17 protein-coding genes are annotated in these 17,463 nt (G+C 66.4%); 6 read left to right on the forward strand and 11 right to left on the reverse strand.

The window, feature by feature from the left end; genetic code table 11:
• Window positions 1-203 precede the first annotated feature (203 nt).
• Window positions 204-950 carry a class I SAM-dependent methyltransferase gene (locus AWB94_RS09040; protein WP_062658036.1) on the reverse strand — a complete coding sequence of 249 codons (747 nt, stop codon included), beginning with the start codon at window positions 948-950 and terminating at the stop codon, window positions 204-206.
• A 137-nt stretch (window positions 951-1,087) separates the two neighbouring features.
• Between AWB94_RS09040 and AWB94_RS09045 the strand changes: the two genes are divergently transcribed.
• Window positions 1,088-1,756, forward strand: a complete 669-nt coding sequence (locus AWB94_RS09045; RefSeq protein WP_165605355.1) for a class I SAM-dependent DNA methyltransferase — start codon at window positions 1,088-1,090, stop codon at window positions 1,754-1,756.
• Window positions 1,757-1,822: 66 nt separating this feature from the next.
• On the opposite strand, the gene AWB94_RS09050 is transcribed toward AWB94_RS09045, so the two are convergent.
• Window positions 1,823-2,443, reverse strand: coding sequence for a nucleotidyltransferase domain-containing protein (locus AWB94_RS09050; RefSeq protein ID WP_084395310.1), 621 nt, complete (start codon window positions 2,441-2,443; stop codon window positions 1,823-1,825).
• Window positions 2,444-2,639: 196 nt separating this feature from the next.
• A complete protein-coding gene (locus AWB94_RS09055; RefSeq protein WP_062658034.1) occupies window positions 2,640-2,846 on the reverse strand; it encodes a hypothetical protein in 207 nt (68 codons plus the stop codon).
• Between the two features lie 704 nt (window positions 2,847-3,550).
• On the opposite strand from AWB94_RS09055, the gene AWB94_RS09060 reads away from it, so the two are divergent.
• Window positions 3,551-4,681 (forward strand): glycosyltransferase family 4 protein, encoded by a 1,131-nt coding sequence (locus AWB94_RS09060; protein ID WP_109762406.1) that lies wholly within the window; start codon window positions 3,551-3,553, stop codon window positions 4,679-4,681.
• The gene (locus AWB94_RS09065) at window positions 4,678-6,789 is read left to right on the forward strand and encodes an amylo-alpha-1,6-glucosidase (protein WP_062658032.1); all 2,112 of its coding nucleotides are present in this window, start codon (window positions 4,678-4,680) and stop codon (window positions 6,787-6,789) included. The genes AWB94_RS09060 and AWB94_RS09065 overlap by 4 nt, the downstream gene beginning before the upstream one ends.
• 58 nt (window positions 6,790-6,847) lie before the next feature.
• Here AWB94_RS09065 and AWB94_RS09070 read toward each other — a convergent pair whose 3' ends face one another.
• From AWB94_RS09070 to AWB94_RS09075, 3 genes are all read right to left on the reverse strand, one after another.
• Window positions 6,848-7,645, reverse strand: coding sequence for an adenylate/guanylate cyclase domain-containing protein (locus AWB94_RS09070; RefSeq protein WP_062658048.1), 798 nt, complete (start codon window positions 7,643-7,645; stop codon window positions 6,848-6,850).
• A gap of 70 nt (window positions 7,646-7,715) precedes the next feature.
• Window positions 7,716-7,850, reverse strand: coding sequence for a hypothetical protein (locus AWB94_RS36085; RefSeq protein WP_264022778.1), 135 nt, complete (start codon window positions 7,848-7,850; stop codon window positions 7,716-7,718).
• Window positions 7,851-7,878: 28 nt separating this feature from the next.
• Entirely contained in the window at window positions 7,879-8,466 is a 588-nt protein-coding gene (locus tag AWB94_RS09075; protein ID WP_062658047.1) for a TetR/AcrR family transcriptional regulator, read from the reverse strand.
• Window positions 8,467-8,577: 111 nt separating this feature from the next.
• Here AWB94_RS09075 and AWB94_RS09080 point away from each other — a divergent pair, with 111 nt between their 5' ends.
• Together AWB94_RS09080 and AWB94_RS09085 are read left to right on the forward strand one after the other, a co-directional pair.
• Window positions 8,578-9,417 (forward strand): alpha/beta hydrolase, encoded by an 840-nt coding sequence (locus tag AWB94_RS09080; protein WP_062658031.1) that lies wholly within the window; start codon window positions 8,578-8,580, stop codon window positions 9,415-9,417.
• Between the two features lie 67 nt (window positions 9,418-9,484).
• Window positions 9,485-10,378, forward strand: coding sequence for a manganese catalase family protein (locus AWB94_RS09085; RefSeq protein WP_062658030.1), 894 nt, complete (start codon window positions 9,485-9,487; stop codon window positions 10,376-10,378).
• A gap of 58 nt (window positions 10,379-10,436) precedes the next feature.
• On the opposite strand, the gene AWB94_RS09090 is transcribed toward AWB94_RS09085, so the two are convergent.
• Window positions 10,437-11,021, reverse strand: a complete 585-nt coding sequence (locus tag AWB94_RS09090) for a hemerythrin domain-containing protein (protein ID WP_062658029.1) — start codon at window positions 11,019-11,021, stop codon at window positions 10,437-10,439.
• A 249-nt stretch (window positions 11,022-11,270) separates the two neighbouring features.
• Between AWB94_RS09090 and AWB94_RS09095 the strand changes: the two genes are divergently transcribed.
• Entirely contained in the window at window positions 11,271-12,182 is a 912-nt protein-coding gene (locus tag AWB94_RS09095) for a hypothetical protein (RefSeq protein WP_062658028.1), read from the forward strand.
• Here the strand turns inward: AWB94_RS09095 and AWB94_RS09100 are convergent.
• The 4 genes from AWB94_RS09100 to AWB94_RS09115 form a co-directional block, all read right to left on the reverse strand.
• Window positions 12,157-12,429 (reverse strand): hypothetical protein, encoded by a 273-nt coding sequence (locus AWB94_RS09100; protein ID WP_062658046.1) that lies wholly within the window; start codon window positions 12,427-12,429, stop codon window positions 12,157-12,159. The two genes, AWB94_RS09095 and AWB94_RS09100, sit on opposite strands and share 26 nt — an antisense overlap.
• Before the next feature lie 104 nt (window positions 12,430-12,533).
• Window positions 12,534-15,419, reverse strand: a complete 2,886-nt coding sequence (locus AWB94_RS09105; RefSeq protein ID WP_062658027.1) for an MMPL/RND family transporter — start codon at window positions 15,417-15,419, stop codon at window positions 12,534-12,536.
• A gap of 132 nt (window positions 15,420-15,551) precedes the next feature.
• Window positions 15,552-17,006, reverse strand: a complete 1,455-nt coding sequence (locus AWB94_RS09110) for an FAD-dependent oxidoreductase (RefSeq protein WP_062658026.1) — start codon at window positions 17,004-17,006, stop codon at window positions 15,552-15,554.
• Window positions 17,003-17,410: a hypothetical protein gene (locus tag AWB94_RS09115; protein ID WP_062658025.1), complete on the reverse strand. Its 408-nt coding sequence runs from the start codon at window positions 17,408-17,410 to the stop codon at window positions 17,003-17,005. Before AWB94_RS09115 ends, AWB94_RS09110 begins: the two co-directional genes overlap by 4 nt.
• Window positions 17,411-17,463 lie beyond the last annotated feature (53 nt).

Genomic DNA, 17,463 nt, shown 5'->3' on the forward strand with positions numbered 1-17,463 from the left:
GCACCGCCCGCTCACGCAGCTCCGGCGGGTACCTCCTCGACGAACCACCTGACATGACCCCATCCTTCCCAAAAAGGGAAGCATCCGGACACACCGGGGCGACTCAGACGGGTTGTCGATCAGTCAGGTGGCCAGCCCTCTGTTTCCGCCGTGGAGGAGGCTGACATGGTTCCCGCACCGGCCGGCCAGCTTCCACGACCCCGTTACAGATCGATCGTCACAGTGCAATAGCCAACGTCAAGAGCATCGAGCTGCAGTAGCTCTGCATGGGACTGATGCCATCGACCAGCATCGAGATCCTCCCTAAGCCGACCAAGACCAGGTGCCAGCGCTGCCGGATCAGTCTTTGCCAGCATCGATATGCCCGCGCGGACTTGAGGATCCAGATACGCCGCCGGGCGTCGCCAGTAGGCGGCGCCGAACCCGTCGATGCAATCGTGAGGAACCGGCACTGACACAATTCGGGGTTCAGACTCGGGAACTGCGGCAGCGAGAGCTTCGAGCGGCACGGCGACCTGAGCATCCGCGGCAGCTGCCGCCGGCAGGTACTCCCGTAACAACCAGAACTGGGCGATCACCTCGGGGCGCCAGGTAAAGAAGACGATGCGGCGGCGTGCCACCCGCCGCATTTCCCAAACACCTGTCGCGACGTCGGTCCAGTGATGAACCGTCAGCACCGCCAGCGCCGCATCGACGGACTTGTCGCGCAGAGGCAGAGCCTCTGCCACCGCGCGTACCACCGGCGCAGCGCCTGCACGCCGCTGCCCGATCATTACAGCACTTGGCTCGACAGCCACCACCGTGTTTGGCGGCTCGTAGGACCCCGCTCCGGCACCCACATTCACAACGCCTTTCGCGTCACCAAGGGCAGCCTGGATCGCCCGCGCTATCCGCGGGTCCGGCCGCCGCGTCTTCGCGTAGGTTGCACCGATGACGTCGTAGCTCACCACGTGCCGATCATCTCCCGATCATCTAGAGGTATCGAGTTTGGAGCACCGAGCCGCAGAACGCCAAGGCGTGAACCAAGATCGGCAAGTCCAATGTAGGGCTGCCCACTAACGTTGCAGCGATGGGTGGTGGAGCCGGTGTGAGCGATGGTAGCGATGACCTGTCTGCTCAAGTCCGGGTGACGTACGACACCGTGGCACGCGAATACGACAGGCAGCTTGGCGGCGAGTTGGCGAGTAAGCCGTTGGACCGAGCTCTGTTACGGGCGTTCGTGGAGTTGGCGGGCAGCGGAATGATCGCCGATGTGGGTTGCGGCCCGGGGCACGTGACACGCTTCCTGGCAGAACTCCACGCCGATGTTGTCGGCGTGGACCTGTCGCCTGCAATGATCGCAATCGCCCACGAGCGTGCCCCTGGGGTGAGGTTCAGCGTGGGATCGATGCTGCGACTTACCGAGGCCGACGGAGCTTGGACTGGGGCTGTTTCGCTTTACTCGATCATCCACCTGGCTCCGCATGAAAGGCTTACGGCATTTCGGGAATTCGCCAGAGTGATTCAGCCAGGTGGCTGGTTGCTGCTCGCATTCCACGTGGACAGCCCAGACTTCGCAATCGGACAGGTGAACCACATCACTGAGTGGTTCGGACATCACGTCGAACTCGACGGGTACTTCCTTGACCCCGAGGAGGTTGTTAGGCAGGTGACCGCCGCGGGGTTCTCGCTGATCGCCCGAACGGACCGGCTACCCACGTCGGGTGTCGAGTATCCAAGCCGACGCTGTTACCTCCTGCTGCAGCGCAGCAGCTGAACAGAACGGATGCCGTGGGCCACGGGTGAGTGCAGCTGTGATGGAGACGCCTGTTACATCCCGCACCTAGTGGCTGCCAGTTGTGAGTCTGTCGATCCACGGATGCCCCGGATGGAGGTGCGTTAACCAATTGGCGAGACGGTCCCTTCGGGCGTGACCCAGTCTCGGTAGGACTTTGTCGAAATCGAGCTGGTCCTTCCGACGCGAGTGCTTTGCTTTGAAAAGCAGAGCCACCTCTGGGATGACGTACGGAATGCCGGCATCTGTATGGCGGATAAGTTCGTTGTACGGCAGTCTGATTCGTGCGTCGCGTCGACATACCCACTGACTGTCGGAGCTCGGTTCGCGGAAGACATCGAGGCGGTAGATGCCGGTGGTGGGTTCGCGCAGCCAGGTTTGAAAGTGATTGGCGTGTTCTTCGGGGAATGGCCAGATCCGTCCGTCCCCGACGACATCCCATTGAAACTCCGGCAAGGCATCCATGATGTCGCGGAATCGTCGGGCTGGTACGGCGATTTCGATGTCGTCGTGGTCGCGGGAAGCAGCATCGGTGAATAAGTGCAAGGCCCAGCCGGCGGTCACGCACCATGGCGCCGCAACGCCAGCGAGTCGTTGCGCTACCTGCTCTGGGGTCCACGCGCGCCACCGCTGGGCGATTTCGCCGTCTGAAATGGGCTGCCCTGTCATCGTCACGCCGTCGCTCCCTTGTGCAGATAGATATGTGCGGCGCATCGGAGCGGCCGTTCATCGAACTGCTGGAGCCTATCGTCTTACACTTTGATGAGTGGTGAACGCAGATGGCCAAGGTCGAGCGCTGCGGAAGACCATCTGGTGGTCACAGCAGAATTGCGCTGCCCGAACCCTCTCCGCTGCCGCCCGGCCCCTACGCGATGTCCTCCAACTCCGCATACATCGGGTACTCGTCGTCGGGCAACACCACGACATCGCGCTGGTGCCAGTAGTCGGCCGGGTCCACTTCCATCGGGAGCGGGAAAGTGGCGGCGCCGTAGTCGAAGTCGTCGTCGATCACCGGCATCGCCTGCTCGGCGACGTCGGCTGGTTCTGCGTCGAGCGGCAGAGTCGTCACCATGGCTGTCTCCTTGTTGTCGAATGCGTTACCCGATCGGCGTCACCGAACATCGCAGACGCCCGCCCCGCTGACGTTGACGGTCCGGGGGCGGGTCGAGCTGCTATGGCTATGGGTCGTCCTCTGCTATGCCTCCTTTCCTGTTCCCTTGATCGACACCACCCGCACGGTGCGGGGGAGACCCGGCCGGGCGCCTGGGCCAGATGCGCCACCAGGTACCCGGGGTGCCGACGTGTCCGGCGGCGTGTGGGCCCGGGTGTTACGGGCCTGGCGCACAACGAATGGGATGAGGGTCTATGCCGCCGGAAGATCGGCCGTTCAGGTACGGACAGACCGTCTGGCGACACCAGCGATAGCGCCGCATGAGATGGATTGCTGCGTCATGGTCACCTCCACGATGGTTCCGAAGAGCTGATAACCGCATGTCCGACGATCTATGTCGTCTGGGATAGGTCCTATATAGCACGCCCCGCAGTAGGGGGCAAGGGTCTGTGCGGCCCCCCAACGAAACGGAGCGTCGCCGGCCCTGATGTCGAGTGTTCACTGTCGCAACGTGTTTGGCTTGCACACCCGTTCCGGTCGCCGCTAAATTGGCACTCGTCGGTTAAGAGTGCTAATGCTTACTGGTGACGCGGAAGGAGAGAAGTTACGTGAGCGGCTCCGACTTGGTCAGGGACAACACCGTGATCGACCCCCTGCGCATCGCGATGATCGCGCCTCCGTATTTCGACATCCCCCCGAAGGCCTATGGCGGCACCGAGGCGGTGGTTGCCGAGCTGGCCGACGCGCTCACATCCCGGGGGCACCACGTCACCGTGATCGGTGCCGGCGACGGCAGCGGCACGTCTGCCGACTTTCTTCCGGTGTGGGACAAGACGATCCCCGAACGGCTGGGGCAGCCCTACCCGGAGGTGATGCACGCCTTGAAGGTGCGCGACGCGGTGATGAAGCTGGCGGTGGACGAAGGGGTCGACATCGTCCACGACCACACCATGGCCGGTCCGCTCAACGCGTGGCTGTATGGGGCACTGGGCTTGCCGACGGTGGTCACCGTACACGGACCGCTGGATGACGACCTGCTGCCGTTCTACCGGCACCTGAAGAAGGATGCCGGGTTGATCGCCATCAGCGACCGCCAGCGTGAGCTTGCGCCGGATCTCAATTGGGTTGGTCGCGTGCACAACTCGCTGCGCGTCGAGGACTGGCCCTTTCAGCAGGAGAAGCAGGACTACGCGTTGTTCCTCGGGCGGTACGCCCCGTACAAGGGCGCGCACCTGGCCGTCGAAGCCGCCCACCAAGCGGGCATCCCACTGGTGCTGGCGGGCAAGTGCGACGAACCGGCCGAGAAAGCCTACTTCGAAGAACAGGTCGCACCGCTGCTGCGCGAGACCGACACCGTCTTCGGCGAAGCCGACGCCGTCAGCAAGCGCCGACTGCTGGCCAACGCCCGCTGCGTGCTGTTCCCGGTCCAATGGGAAGAGCCCTTCGGCATGGTGATGATCGAGGCGATGGCCTGCGGCACTCCGGTGGTCGCGCTGCGGGGCGGCGCGGTGCCCGAGGTGATCGACGACGGCGTCACGGGCATCATCTGCGACCATCCGGGTGAACTTGCCCCGGCCATCGATGCGGCACAGGCACTGGACCCGGCGGCGTGCCGGCGACATGTGGCCTCCCACTTCACCGTCTCGCAATTCGGTGCGGGGTACGAGGACATCTACTACCAGGTCAGCGGCCGCCGCCGCACCCGGCGCTCGGTGCCGCGCTGGCGGCGCCGTCGACTGGTCCCCGAATCGCCGCGGCGCCTCGATGCCGTGGTGCGATCGCGGGTGCGCGCATGACGCCCGGTGTCCTGAACGCGGGCCAGCCCGCCGACGCCATCGGCGGCGACACGGTGACGTTGGTCGAGGGCGGTACCTTCTGCTTGTCGGATCGTCACGGCGACATCACCCCCGGGCGGTCGCACGGGCTGTTCTTCCGCGACGCCCGCATCTTGTCGCGGTGGGAGTTGCGCCTCGACGGGGCCACCCCCGAACCGCTGGCGGCCCAGACGGCGGAAGCCTTTACCGGACAGTTCATCTCGCGGCGGGCACCGCACGCCGGCCGTGCCGACAGCACCCTGTTGCTCACCCGTGAGCGGCTGGTCGCCGACGGTATGCGCGAGACGATCACCGTGCACAACCTCGATCGGGAATCGACCGTCGTGACCCTGGTGCTGCACGCCGACGGCGACTTCGCCGACCTGTTCGCCGTCAAGGAGGGGCGGCCCGCCTCGAGCGGTGCCGACCTGTCGGTGGTCGACGGCGAGTTGATCCTGCGCGAGCGTGGCGAGTATGTGCGTGGGGTCAGTATCAGCGCCACCGGTGATCCGATCTTGGCGCCGGGATCGCTGACCTGGCGCGTGGTCATCGGTCCCGGCGAGCGGTGGCAGAGCGAGATCGTTGCCCAGCCGACGTGGGGAAATCAAAAGCTGAGCACTCGCTTTCAGCGGGGTCAGCGAGCTGACCGCAGTGGCCCCGGCCGCAAGATCGAGCATTGGCGCAACAGTGCGACCACCATCGAGACCGACAATCCGGCGTTGCGGGCGGTCCTGCAGCAGACCGAGAGCGACTTGGGTGCGTTGCTGATGCGCGCGGATGGCTCGAGCCGATCGTTCGTCGCCGCCGGCGCGCCATGGTTCATGACCCTGTTTGGCCGGGACAGCCTGCTCACCGCGTGGATGGCCCTGCCGTTGGATGTCACGTTGTCGCTGGGCACCCTGCAGCAGTTGGCGGCCACCCAGGGGCGCAGGGTCGATCCGATCACCGAAGAAGAACCGGGCCGCATTATGCACGAGGTGCGCCGCGGTCCGGACAACGCCGACATCCTTGGCGGCAGTGTCTATTACGGCTCGATCGACGCCACGCTGCTGTTCGTCATGCTGCTGGCCGAGGCGTGGCGCTGGGGCGCCGACGAGGACACCGTGCGCGCCCTGCTGCCGGCCGCCGACGCGGCGCTGCGGTGGGCCCGCGATTACGGTGACCGCGACGGTGACGGCTTCATCGAATACCAGCGCGCCACCGACCGTGGCTTGATCAACCAAGGCTGGAAGGACAGCTTCGACGGAATCAACGATGCGGCCGGGCGTATCGCCGATCCACCCCTGGCCTTGTGCGAAGTTCAGGGTTATCACTATGCGGCGTTGCTGGCCCGGGCGGAGCTCGCCCGACACTTCGGTGACCAGGCCCACGCTGAGCGGTTGACCGCCGAAGCCGATGCGCTGCGAACGAGATTCGCCGAGCGGTTCTGGCTCGCGGATCGCGGCTGGCTTGCCGTGGCGATCGACCGCGACAAGCGGCCGGTGGACGCGTTGACCAGCAATGTGGGCCATTGCCTGTGGACCGGCATCGTCGACGACCACCACGCGGCCGCGCTCATCGAGCGCTTGGCGGATCCGTCGATGGACAGCGGGTTCGGCTTGCGCACGCTGGCCGACGCGATGGGTGCGTTCAATCCCATGAGTTATCACAATGGTTCGGTCTGGCCGCACGACACCGCCATCGCGGTGGCCGGCCTGCTGCGGTGCCGTCACCTGCCGGGCGCGGTCGATCTGGCCGAGCGGCTGGCCTCCGGAATCATCGACGCCGCAGTTGCTTTCGGTGGCCGGCTGCCCGAACTGTACTGTGGCTTTCCCCGTGCACAGTTCGACGTTCCCGTCCCGTATCCCACCTCGTGCTCGCCGCAGGCCTGGGCCAGCGCGGCGCCGCTGTTGCTGATCCGCAGCTTCCTGGGACTGGAGGTCGACGCGCCGAGGCGCCGGCTCACGGTGTCACCGCTCCTGCCCGCGGGTTGGGGCCGGGTGGCCCTGACGGATCTGACCGTCGGCGACGTCACCGTCTGCGTGGAAGCGGAGGGGGAGACCGCCAAGGTGACCGGTCTGCCGCAGGGTTGGTCCGACGCGGCGGTGTGAACTGATCAAAGGACCTGGGGCCCAACGATCCCACCCATTGAGTGGGCCGTGCCGGCCGTTACCCGGTAGCGGCCGGCAGTGCCGCCGGTGCCTCTTCGATGGTCACCGGGTACACCGTGTGCCTGCCCTGCAAGCCCTTCAGTTCCACGTCGCGCGGCGGCCCGAACCCGATGCCCGGCAGACCCTGTACGGCTTCGTGCACCGGTTCGCTGATCAGCACCTCGCCGCCGGCGGCAAGCCCTGCCACCCGTGCCGCCACGGCGACGTTGCGGCCGAACAGATCGTCACCGCGGCGCACCGATGTCCCCATGTGGATGCCCATGCGCACCCGGATGTCGTCCCAGCGCTCGGGGGCGGCGCGCAACGCCCGCTGGACGTCGAGGCTGCACCGGACCGCCGCGTCGGCGGCGGCGAACGCGATCATGAAACCGTCACCCTGGGTCTTGACGACGTGACCGCCATGCTTTTCGACCTGCTTGTAGAACAGTTTGTTGTGCCGCTCAAGGAGTTTCACCCATTCGCGGTCACCCAGTGCGTCGTTGCGTTCGGTGGATCCTTCGATGTCGGAGAAGACGATCACCACCTGACCGTCGGCGGTGAGGCGGGCCAGATCGGGCCGCTCCACCTGGGCCCATCCGGCGAGATCTTCGATCGAGTTGCGCACGGTTGCCCGCACGCCCTTGCTGATCAGGGAGTCCGCGGTCTGCCAGACCGTCTTGATAGCCATGGGGGCAAGGCCGCGGGGCCGTCGTCGGCGCGGTTGCTCGCGCCGCAGCCGCTCCAGCTCTTGTCGGGTGCCGGTCAGCCGGCGGCGCGTCACGATGAACAGCACGGTCATGGTGATCAGCCCGGCCATCGCGGCGGCAACGATGACCCACGGGATGATGCTCGCGGCGACCGTCACCCGACCAGTATGGCCGCCACCATCAGGACAGAACCACGATGCCCAGCGCTACGACGAACGCCACGGTGACCACGAATGCCACCCACAGCCGCACCACCGGTGGTTGGCGCGTGCCGGGCGGGTACCTCCGCTCCGGGAAAATCGACGGCTCACGCATACGATTGCGTACCCGCGATGGCGGACGGTTACACCCCGCCGTGCTCGGAGTCGGCAGGTAGGCCGGCGGCCTCCCGGGCGGCGCGTACGAAGGCGGGTTTGGCGTACGCGACCCCGTCGAGGTAGCCGCCCACCAGTGCCGCGTCGCGCAGCAGCGCGAGCGAGGCCGCGATCTCGGGGGCGTTGGCGCGCCCGGCCGCGGCCTGTTCCAGAGCGGCCCGAAACCAGCGGCGATGCTCGGTGATGAGCCGGCGGATGCGACTGTCCGGGTCGGGGTACTCGGCGGCGGCGTTGATGAACGGACAGCCGCGGGTGTGGTAGCGCGTGATGTCCTCGGCGATCCCGTCGATGACGAGTTCGAGCAGGTCGGCATGGGGTCCGGCGGTGGCCTCCGCGGCGGTGAAGTAGCCGCGAATGATCTCGTCCTCCCCGGCCAGATATGCCTCGACCAGGTCTTCCTTGCCTTTGAAGTGCCGGTACATGGTGGCGCGGGTGACGCCGGCCTCGGCCAGGATGCGGTCGACGCCGACGGAGTGGATGCCCTCGCGATAGAAGAGGTCGGTGGCGGTGCTCAGCAGCCGTTCCCGGGGTGTCGACGCCGGCGCGGTGGTTGCCATGACCACGACGATACCGCTGGCCAGAACGTTCGTTCTGCTACACGGGAACAGACCGGGGGCCACGCCGGTTACAGCGGAAGAACGATCGTTCTTTCTATCGGAGGAGTAGACATGACCACCATCACCGCACGCGAACAAGCCGAGATCGACGCGGCCAACCGCTCCGGCGCCCAACCCGTCGTCTTCGTTCACGGGCTGTGGCTGCTGCCGGACAGCTGGGACGCCTGGCGCACGTTGTTCGAGGAGAACGGCTTCGCGACCCTGGCGCCGGGCTGGCCCGACGACCCGGCCGACACCGCCGCCGCCCGCCGCGACCCGTCGGTCTTCGCCGGGAAGGGGGTGGCCGCCATCACCGAGCACCATGCCGACGTCATCCGCGCGCTCGACCGCAAGCCGATCATCGTCGGGCACTCGTTCGGCGGCCTGATCACCCAACAACTCGCTGGCCTGGGCCTGGCCAAGGTCGCCGTCGCCATCGATCCGGCACCGTTCCGTGGGGTGCTGCCGCTCCCGTTGGCGGCACTGCGGTCCTCGTTCCCGGTGCTCGGCAACCCGCTGAACTACGGGCGGTCGATCGCGTTGACGCCCAAGCAGTTCCGCTACGCGTTCGGTAACGCGGTCTCCGAGGACGAGGCGAGCCGGCTCTACGACCGGTACTCGGTGGCCGGCGCGGGCAAGCCGCTGTTCCAGGCCGCCGTCGCCAATTTCAATCCCGCGTCCGAGACGAAGGTGGACACCAAGAACGTCGAACGTGGCCCGCTGCTGATCATCTCGGGCGAACTCGACCACACCGTCCCGTGGGCGATCGCCAACGCCACCTACAAGCTGCACAAGAAGAACCCGAACGCCACCGAGATCGTCGAGATCCCCGGCCGCGGGCATTCGTTGACCATCGACAGCGGTTGGCGGGAGGTCGCGGACACCGCACTGAAGTTCATCGCCCGGTTCTGAACGAGTTTGGCCGCTGGTGGCAGGGGTATGCGGGCCGGACACATCCCTGCTCAGCCCAAGGAGCCTCATGTTCGTGCACAACAAAGACCTGCAGTTCGACGTCCGGGTGAGCGCACCGGACCCCAGGTTCGCCACGATTCTGCAGGAGCAGTTCGGCGGGGCGAACGGCGAGTTGAAGGCCGCCATGCAGTACTTCACCCAGGCCTTCGTGCTGCGTCAGAAGAACCCCAAGATGTACGACCTGTTCATGGATATCGCCACCGAGGAGTTGAGCCACCTGGAAATGGTCGGCTCGATGATCACCATGCTTCTCGACGGTCTCAACGACGACCTCAAGCTGGCCAACGAGCGGTGTGACTGGATGCCGGCCGTGGCGAGCGCCGACGGCAGGGAGCAGGCCATTCACCAAGTAGCGGTCAACCCGTTGTACTTCGCGTTGACCGGTGGCGGACCGGATGTGAGCAACTCCGCGGGGGTGCCTTGGTCGGGTTCCTACGTCAACTCCAACGGTGACCCGTCGGTGGACTTGCGCAGCAATCTGGCGGCCGAATCACGGGCCAAGATCGTCTACGAATACCTCAAGCAGTTCACCGACGATCCCGGCGTCCAGGACACCCTGACGTTCCTGATGACCAGGGAGGTGGCGCACTACCAACAGTTCACGGCGGCGCTCAACGAGCTTCCGGTGAATTTCCCGCCGGGGACGCTGGCCGGTGATGACCGCTTCCAGAACGTGGCGTTCAACATGTCCAACGGCGACGGCGATGTGCGCGGTCCCTGGAACCAGGGGCAGGGCCCGTGGCCCGAGGGCATGAAATGGAAGTACATCAAGTCACCGGCGGACGATTGGCTCGGAACCTCCGCCCGGGAAAACAAGGGTGAGGAGCTCAACCCCGACGGTGGGCCCGCGGTGAACAGCGAGAAACCCTTCACACATGAGCAGCACACCGCCATGACGTGACGACCACCTGACACAACAATGGGGCCGGCACATTACCGGCCCCATTGTTGTCGGGGGTCTACTGCGGCGCCGGGTCCGGCGGGTTCTTCTCGTCGCGTCCGCTGAACGCATCCCGGACATGGTCGACGACGGCGGCGGCCGTCCCCATGGTCTTCTGGGTCGCGGCGTCCGACGGTGTATCGGGGTGCGGGCGGGTGGGTGCCACCTTCTTCGCGGCCTCCAGCCGTTCACCCAGCCTGACCAGTTCGGCCTGATCGACCGCTGCCGAGAGCCGCGGCCACACCACGTCCTGCTCATACTGGATGTGTTCGCGGGCGGCCTTGACGAATTCGCCCAGCGCGTCGTGATAGTCGGGTTCGCCGGGGAAGCCGTCCTCCAAGCGTTGCAACAGGTGCTTGGCTGCCGCCTCCTGCTGCACGGCGTGCTCGGCCAATGCGTCGCCGTCGTCCAGTGCCTTGCGCACAGCCGGCCAGAACAGCTGCTCCTCGATGGCCTCATGCTGCGATTCGGCGATGATCAGATTCGTCACCATGGTTTCCAAACCGCTCTCGGTGGCACCGTCGCCGCGCGGGGCGCCGTCGAGTACGTCGAGCATGCCGAGCACACTCTTGTGCTCGGCGCGAAGGAAAGTCAACGCATCCATAGATCCTCCTAGTCGGGTCGGACTCGGCATACCCGCGGCGAATGCGTCGAAACGAGACCCGGCCGCAGCCCGGCGCCGGGGCGCGGCCACTGGGAAAGGTGCGGCGGCCGAGTCGGATGCAATCACAGTCGGGCGGGTTCCCACTGGATGGGGGCCACAAAGACCGACACCGCCCGCAGGTGATGTGCGCCAAGGGGCGACGGAAACTCGGTTGAAGCGTGCGTTGGGGGTCGGCTTTACTTGTTGCCGATGTCCCTTGCCGCCGAGTGGTCCTCGCTACGCGACGAACTCGCGCTGGCCGACGCCCTCTACGGACCGCGCGGACCGGCGATGGTGGATCGTTGGTTCGCCGAACAGGTGGACCGCACCAGCGATATGAGCTTCGCGCGGGAATTTGCCGATCACATCGACCTGCCCGGAGTGCGTATGTCGGATTATCTGCACCGTCGCATCCGTTCCTCCGCCGGGAAACTGCTTGGCGGGATTCGCTTCTACGGGCGCGACATCACCCGCCCGTTCGTGGAAATCCTGGCCCACGACTTCGACGATCTGGACGCCTTACGTGCCTGCGTGCGTCGCGAGTGGGCGATGTTCGCTCCGCCGTTTCTGCGCGTCCGGGCGGCACCGGGACGGATCGCGGGCGCAGGTGTGCTGCTCGACGAAAGTGTCTTCGCCGCCCGCTACCGGGATATCCGGGCGGCCGGCGCCGAGGTTCGGTTGCGACGCTTCGACCGTGTCGAGGACGCCGAACGCATGGTGGCGCAACGATATGCGCGCCTCGGCGTCGACGATCCGGCGCTGGCGCGCAATATCTCACCCGCGAGCGCGGCCGATCTCCGGCAGTGGGATGCGCTGGATCAACTGCGTGCCCTGCACACCGCACACGGGATGGTCGGCTTACTGGCGGTGGCGCCCGGGCAGATCGATTGGATCACCGGGGATGTCATCAACGAAGAAGTGGTGTGCGTGGCGCACCGCGGTCACGGATTCGCCACCGCCGGGCAGGCCGCCTGGGCCGCCGAGCCCGGCCGGGATCCCGGTCAGTGGTTGATCGGGACCATCGACCGGTTGAACACCGCGTCACGGAAGACGGCGGTGGCGGCCGGGCGGCGCCGCGTGCTCGATGCGTTCTTCGTCAGCACGGATCCCCGGGCGGGGTGAAATACGGCACCCCTTCGACGGTGTAACACGGCACCTCGCCGGGGACGTAGGGGACATGTGCGGCGGCGATGGCCGCGCCGGTCGCGACATCGCCCGCGATATCGGTGCAGCCGCCCGCGGCGAAGTGTCTGCCGTCGGCGCCGGCGCACACGTCGGCACCGGCGGTGGGGGCGCTGATCAGGGGAAACAGTGCTGCGGCGGCGGCGAACGCCGTCGCAAGCAGTGCTGAGGTGGTACGTGCACTCATGACCATCTCCTTCTCCGGCAGCCCCGTCTGCACGCGTGTTGGTAGTGACGATTGTGGGGCGTGACGGCGTTCGCCGCTCGGTTTTGACGACAACGTCAGGATAGTCAGACCGAGGTGTTCTCCGTGGCCGGGCGGGTCTTCCAGCTGGGCAGGCTCCGCGCCGGACGCTGCCGGATCACCTGTGGCCACCAGAACCATTTGCCCATCAACGCCGCGATGGACGGTGTCATGAACGACCGGATCACCAGCGTGTCGAACAACAGACCCAAACCGATCGTCGAGCCGACCTGCGCCACCACGGTCATCTCACTGGCCACCATCGACATCATGGTGAACGCGAACACCAACCCGGCCGCGGTGACCACCGAACCGCTGCCGCCCATCGCCCGGATGATCCCGGTCTTGATACCCCCGTGCAGTTCCTCTTTCATGCGGGCCACCAACAGCAGGTTGTAGTCCGCGCCGACGGCCAGCAGCACGATCACCGTCATCGCCATCACCATGAAATGCAGCTCGATGCCGATAATGTGCTGCCACAACAGGATCGACAACCCGAATGACGTGCCCAGCGACACCACGACGGTGCCGACGATGACCGCGGCCGCGATGAGGCTGCGGGTGATGATCAGCATGATCACGAAGATCAGCGTCAGCGCGGCGATGCCGGCGATCATCAGGTCGTAGTTGTTGCCTTCCTGCATGTCCTTGAAGGCCGCGGCGATGCCACCGAGATAGATCCTGGAACCCTCCAGCGGGGTGCCCTTCACGGCTTCCTTGGCCGCCGCCTTGATGTCGTCGATCAGTTTGATGCCGTCGGCGGTCAGCGGGTCGCCGTCGTGAGAGATGATGAACCGCACCGATTTTCCGTCGGGGGAGATGAAGTTCTTCATGCCCCGCTTGAAGTCGGCGTTGTTGAAGGTATCCGGCGGCAGGTAGAACGTGTCGTCATTCTTGGAATTGTTGAAGGCGTCGCCCATCGCGGACTGGTTCGCCTGCATCTCGTTGGTCTGGTCCTGAATGCCCTTCTGGGTCTGGTACATCCGCAGCATCATGTCCCGCGAGGACTGCATGGTGGAGATCTGCGCCGGCAGGGTGGCCAGCATCTGCGGCATCAACTCGTCGATGCGGTGCAAATCGGGCAGCAGGTTCTGGAACTGGTCGGTGGTCGTGTCGATACCGTCCAGCGCGTCGAACACCGAACGCATGGAAAAGCACACCGGGATGTCGTAGCAGTGCGGTTCCCAGTACAGATAGTTGCGGATCGGGCGCAGGAAATCGTCGAAATCGGCGATGTGGTCCCGCAGTTCGGCGATGTCGACGGCCATCTCGGAGGTCTTGCCGACCATGCTGTGCGTCGTCGCGCTCATCTGGGTCATCAGCTCGATCATCCGGTTCATCGTGCCGATGGTGGTGTCCATGTCGCCGGCCTGCTTGAGCATCGTGGCGAACATGTCTTCCATGTACTTCTCGTTCATCTGCTGAGCCGTCCCGCCCATGCTCATCTGAGCCGGGATGGTGCTGAACTTCAGCGGCTTGCCGTCCGGGCGGGTGATGGCCTGCACGCTGCCGATCCCGGGGACACGGAATATGGCCTTGGCGACCTTGTCGATCACCAGGAAGTCCGCCGAATTGCGCAGGTCGTGATCGGACTCGATGAGCAGCAGCTCCGGGTTCATCCGGGCCACCGAGAAGTGCCGTTCGGCCGCGGCGTAGCCCTGGTTGGCGGGCAGATCGGCCGGCAGGTAATTGCGGTCGTTGTAGTTGGTGCGGTAGCCGGGCAGCGTGAGCAGACCGACCAGCGACAGGGCGACCGTGGCCATCAGCACCGGGCCGGGCCAGCGCACGACCATCGCCCCGATCTTGCGCCAGCCACGAATACGCATGGCGCGCCGGGGTTCCAACAGCTTGCGGAACCGGCTGGCCACCGTGATCACCGCCGGCCCGAGGGTCAGCGCCGCGACGACGGCCACCATCATGCCGACCGCCATCGGGATACCCAGCGTCTGGAAGTACGGCAGCTTCGTGAAATGCAGGCACAGCATCGCCCCGGCGATGGTCATGCCCGACGCCAGCACCACATGCGCGGTGCCGTGGAACATCGTGTAGTAGGCCGCTTCCCTGTCCTCGCCGAGGGTTCGGGCCTCCTGATACCGGCCGATGAGGAAGATGGCGTAGTCGGTGGAGGCCGCGATCGCCAGCGTGACCAGCAGTTGGGTCGCGAAGGTCGAGAGCCCGATCAGCTCGTGGTAGCCGAGGAAGGCCACCACGCCCCGGGCCGCCGACAGCTCCAACACCACCATCAGCAGCACGATGAGCACCGTGGCGATGGAGCGGTACACCAGCAGCAGCATGGTGATGATCACGACGAAGGTGACCATCTCGATCATCCGGACGCTGCGGTCACCGGCGATCTGTTGATCGGCGGCCAGCGCCGACGGCCCGGTGACGAACACCTTGACCCCGGGCGGCGGCGGTACCGCCTCGACCAGCTTCTTGGCCGCCTCCACTGATTCGTTGGCGAGTGACTCGCCCATGTTGCCGGCGAGATAGACCTGCACGTAGGCCGCTTTACCGTCCGGGCTTTGCGCCCCGGCTTCGGTGAGCGGATCGCCCCAGAAGTCCTGCACGTGTTCGACGTGCTTGGTGTCGGCCTCCAGCCGATCGACCATGGCGTTGTAGAAGTGATGCGCGTCGGGGCCCAGCTTGTTCTGGCCTTCCAGCACGATCATCACCGCGCTGTCGGATTTGAACTCGTCGAAGACCTGACCCACACGCTTCATCGCGATCACCGACGGCGCCGTCTGCGCGCTCATCGACACCGAGCGCATCTGCCCGACCACCTCCAGCGGCGGCACCGTCACGCTGAGCACGGCGACCAGGGCGATCCAGCCGATGATGACCGGGATGGCGAAGGTCCGGATCCATTTCGGGATACCGGTGCGCTTGTGCTGGGGCGGGGACGCGTCCGTCACCGAGGTTGGGGCGGGCACGTGCTGGCACTCTCCTGATTGCGTAGAGGTCGCCTCTTTCGTACCAGATGACGTCAGGTGATGGTGCGCTACGGCAGGACCGGGATCTGTTCTCGTTCACCACCGGGCCCACGTCGACCGCAGACGGCGGCGTCAGCCAGGTCTGACCGCCGAACTCGGAGCACTCCACCAGGCCAGGCAGGCCTGCCAGCCGGTCCGGTCGGACGACGGTCCGGTCCAGGCGACGTAGCCATCGGGCCGCACCAGCACCGCCGGGCCGTCGTCGGCGCGTTCGGCCTGGAGCAGGCCGGGTGCGTCGACGGGCGTCGCCCCGTGCTCGCGCACCAGAACGAAACCGGGAGTGCGCTGCACGACGGTGAGTCGGCTCTCAGTCAGCGGGATCTGCACGGCGCGGACGCCCACCGGCCCGCGTCCGTACCGCAGCCCGACCCCGGAGAAGCTGCCCGCCACCGCGTCTCGCACGGCGGGTGTCCGAAGCAGCCGCGGCGCAACGACATTGCGCAGGCCGCGGGCGACCCGCGGACGCAGGGTCACCCCGCGTGCCACCAGTCCGGACTGCCGCAGCACCCGCTTGCCGATCGGGTGCCGTTCGCTGTGGTAGGTGTCCAGCACGGCGTCGGGCGCGCCGCCGAGGACGGCGTCGAGTTTCCACGCCAGGTTCGCCGCGTCCTGGATGCCGGTGTTCATGCCTTGCCCACCCATGGGGGAGTGCACGTGCGCGGCATCGCCGGCCAGGAACACCCGGCCGTGCCGGTACTGCGTGACCTGCCTTTCGTCGCAATGGAATCGGGAATGGCAGCCGATCTCCCGGACGCCGGGGTCGACGTCCATGACCCGGGCCAGGATGTCGGTGATCTCATCGGCGTGCACCGGTGTGCTGTCGGGTACCTGGTGCGCGCGGTCCCACACCATGGTCCGATACCAGGCGCCGTCGGTGTCGCCGCGCCCGTAGGGAGCCAGGAACGCGAACACGTCCCGGGTGCTGCGCAGCGTGAGACCGTCACCGTCCGGCCCGTGCGCGAGTTTCACGTCGGCCAGCACGACCGAGGACAGGATCGTCTTGCCCGGGAAGTCGGCGCCGACCAGGGTGCGCACCGTGCTGTGTGCGCCGTCTGCCCCGACCAGATAACGGGCGCGCCAGGTGGTGAGGCTGCCGTCGGCCCGCGACCGTGCGGTAACCGTGACACCGTCGGTGTCCTGGGCCAGTGCGGTGATCTCGACTCCGCGCCGGATGTCGGCGCCCTGTTCGACGGCGTACCGGGCAAGGGCCGCATCGACATCGGTCTGCGGCGTGATCATCGCGAACGGATAGGCCGAATCGAGGTGGGTGAGGTCGATGCGGGCACCGCCGAAGACCGTCACTCCGGGCGTACGGTGCGCGTGGGCCAGCAGGTCGTCGGTCAGGCCGCGCGCGTCGAGCAGCTCCAGCGTGCGGGCCATGGTGGCGAATGCGCGGCTGGACGGATTGACCGAGGGCCGGCGTTCGAGCACGGTGACAGCGCGGCCCGCCCGCGCCAGATCACCGGCGGCGGTCAGCCCGGTGGGGCCGGCGCCGACCACGATCACGTCGGTGGTATTCGTCGTCATCGGGTCACCGCTTCCGGGTTCGGGTACCAGCGGCGGATGTCGTCCGGGGTGGCGACGGCGTCGGAGTTGAAGACGAACCGGCAGCCGGGCTGGCTGACGTGTGCGGCGTTGACGATCGATTCGAAGAGCAGGGTGTTGCCGGCGACCAGGCGCACGCCCGCGCCGATGAGCACCGCGTCGTAGCGGGCGGACTCCAGCCATTGTCGGGCCTTGGCCGCGCCGGCGTCGCCGAAGGGGATGAGGCAGTTGTCCACCCGATAGCCCGCGGCCCGCAGGCCCGCGACATTGTCGTCGTTGGCGGCGCGCAGCTTCTCGCGCGTCAGCCCCGGGAACCGGGCGAAATCGGGCGAGCTCACGTCGATGACGTCCGGGTCGAGCCCGATCTGGATGGCGGTGACGGTCATGGCAGCGACTCCTCCGTGCGTTGAGTTCAACAGTTGTTGAATCCGACGCTAGG

Origin of the sequence: Mycolicibacterium canariasense, assembly GCF_002101555.1 — a bacterium.
Taxonomy (GTDB): Bacteria; Actinomycetota; Actinomycetes; order Mycobacteriales; family Mycobacteriaceae; genus Mycobacterium; species Mycobacterium canariasense.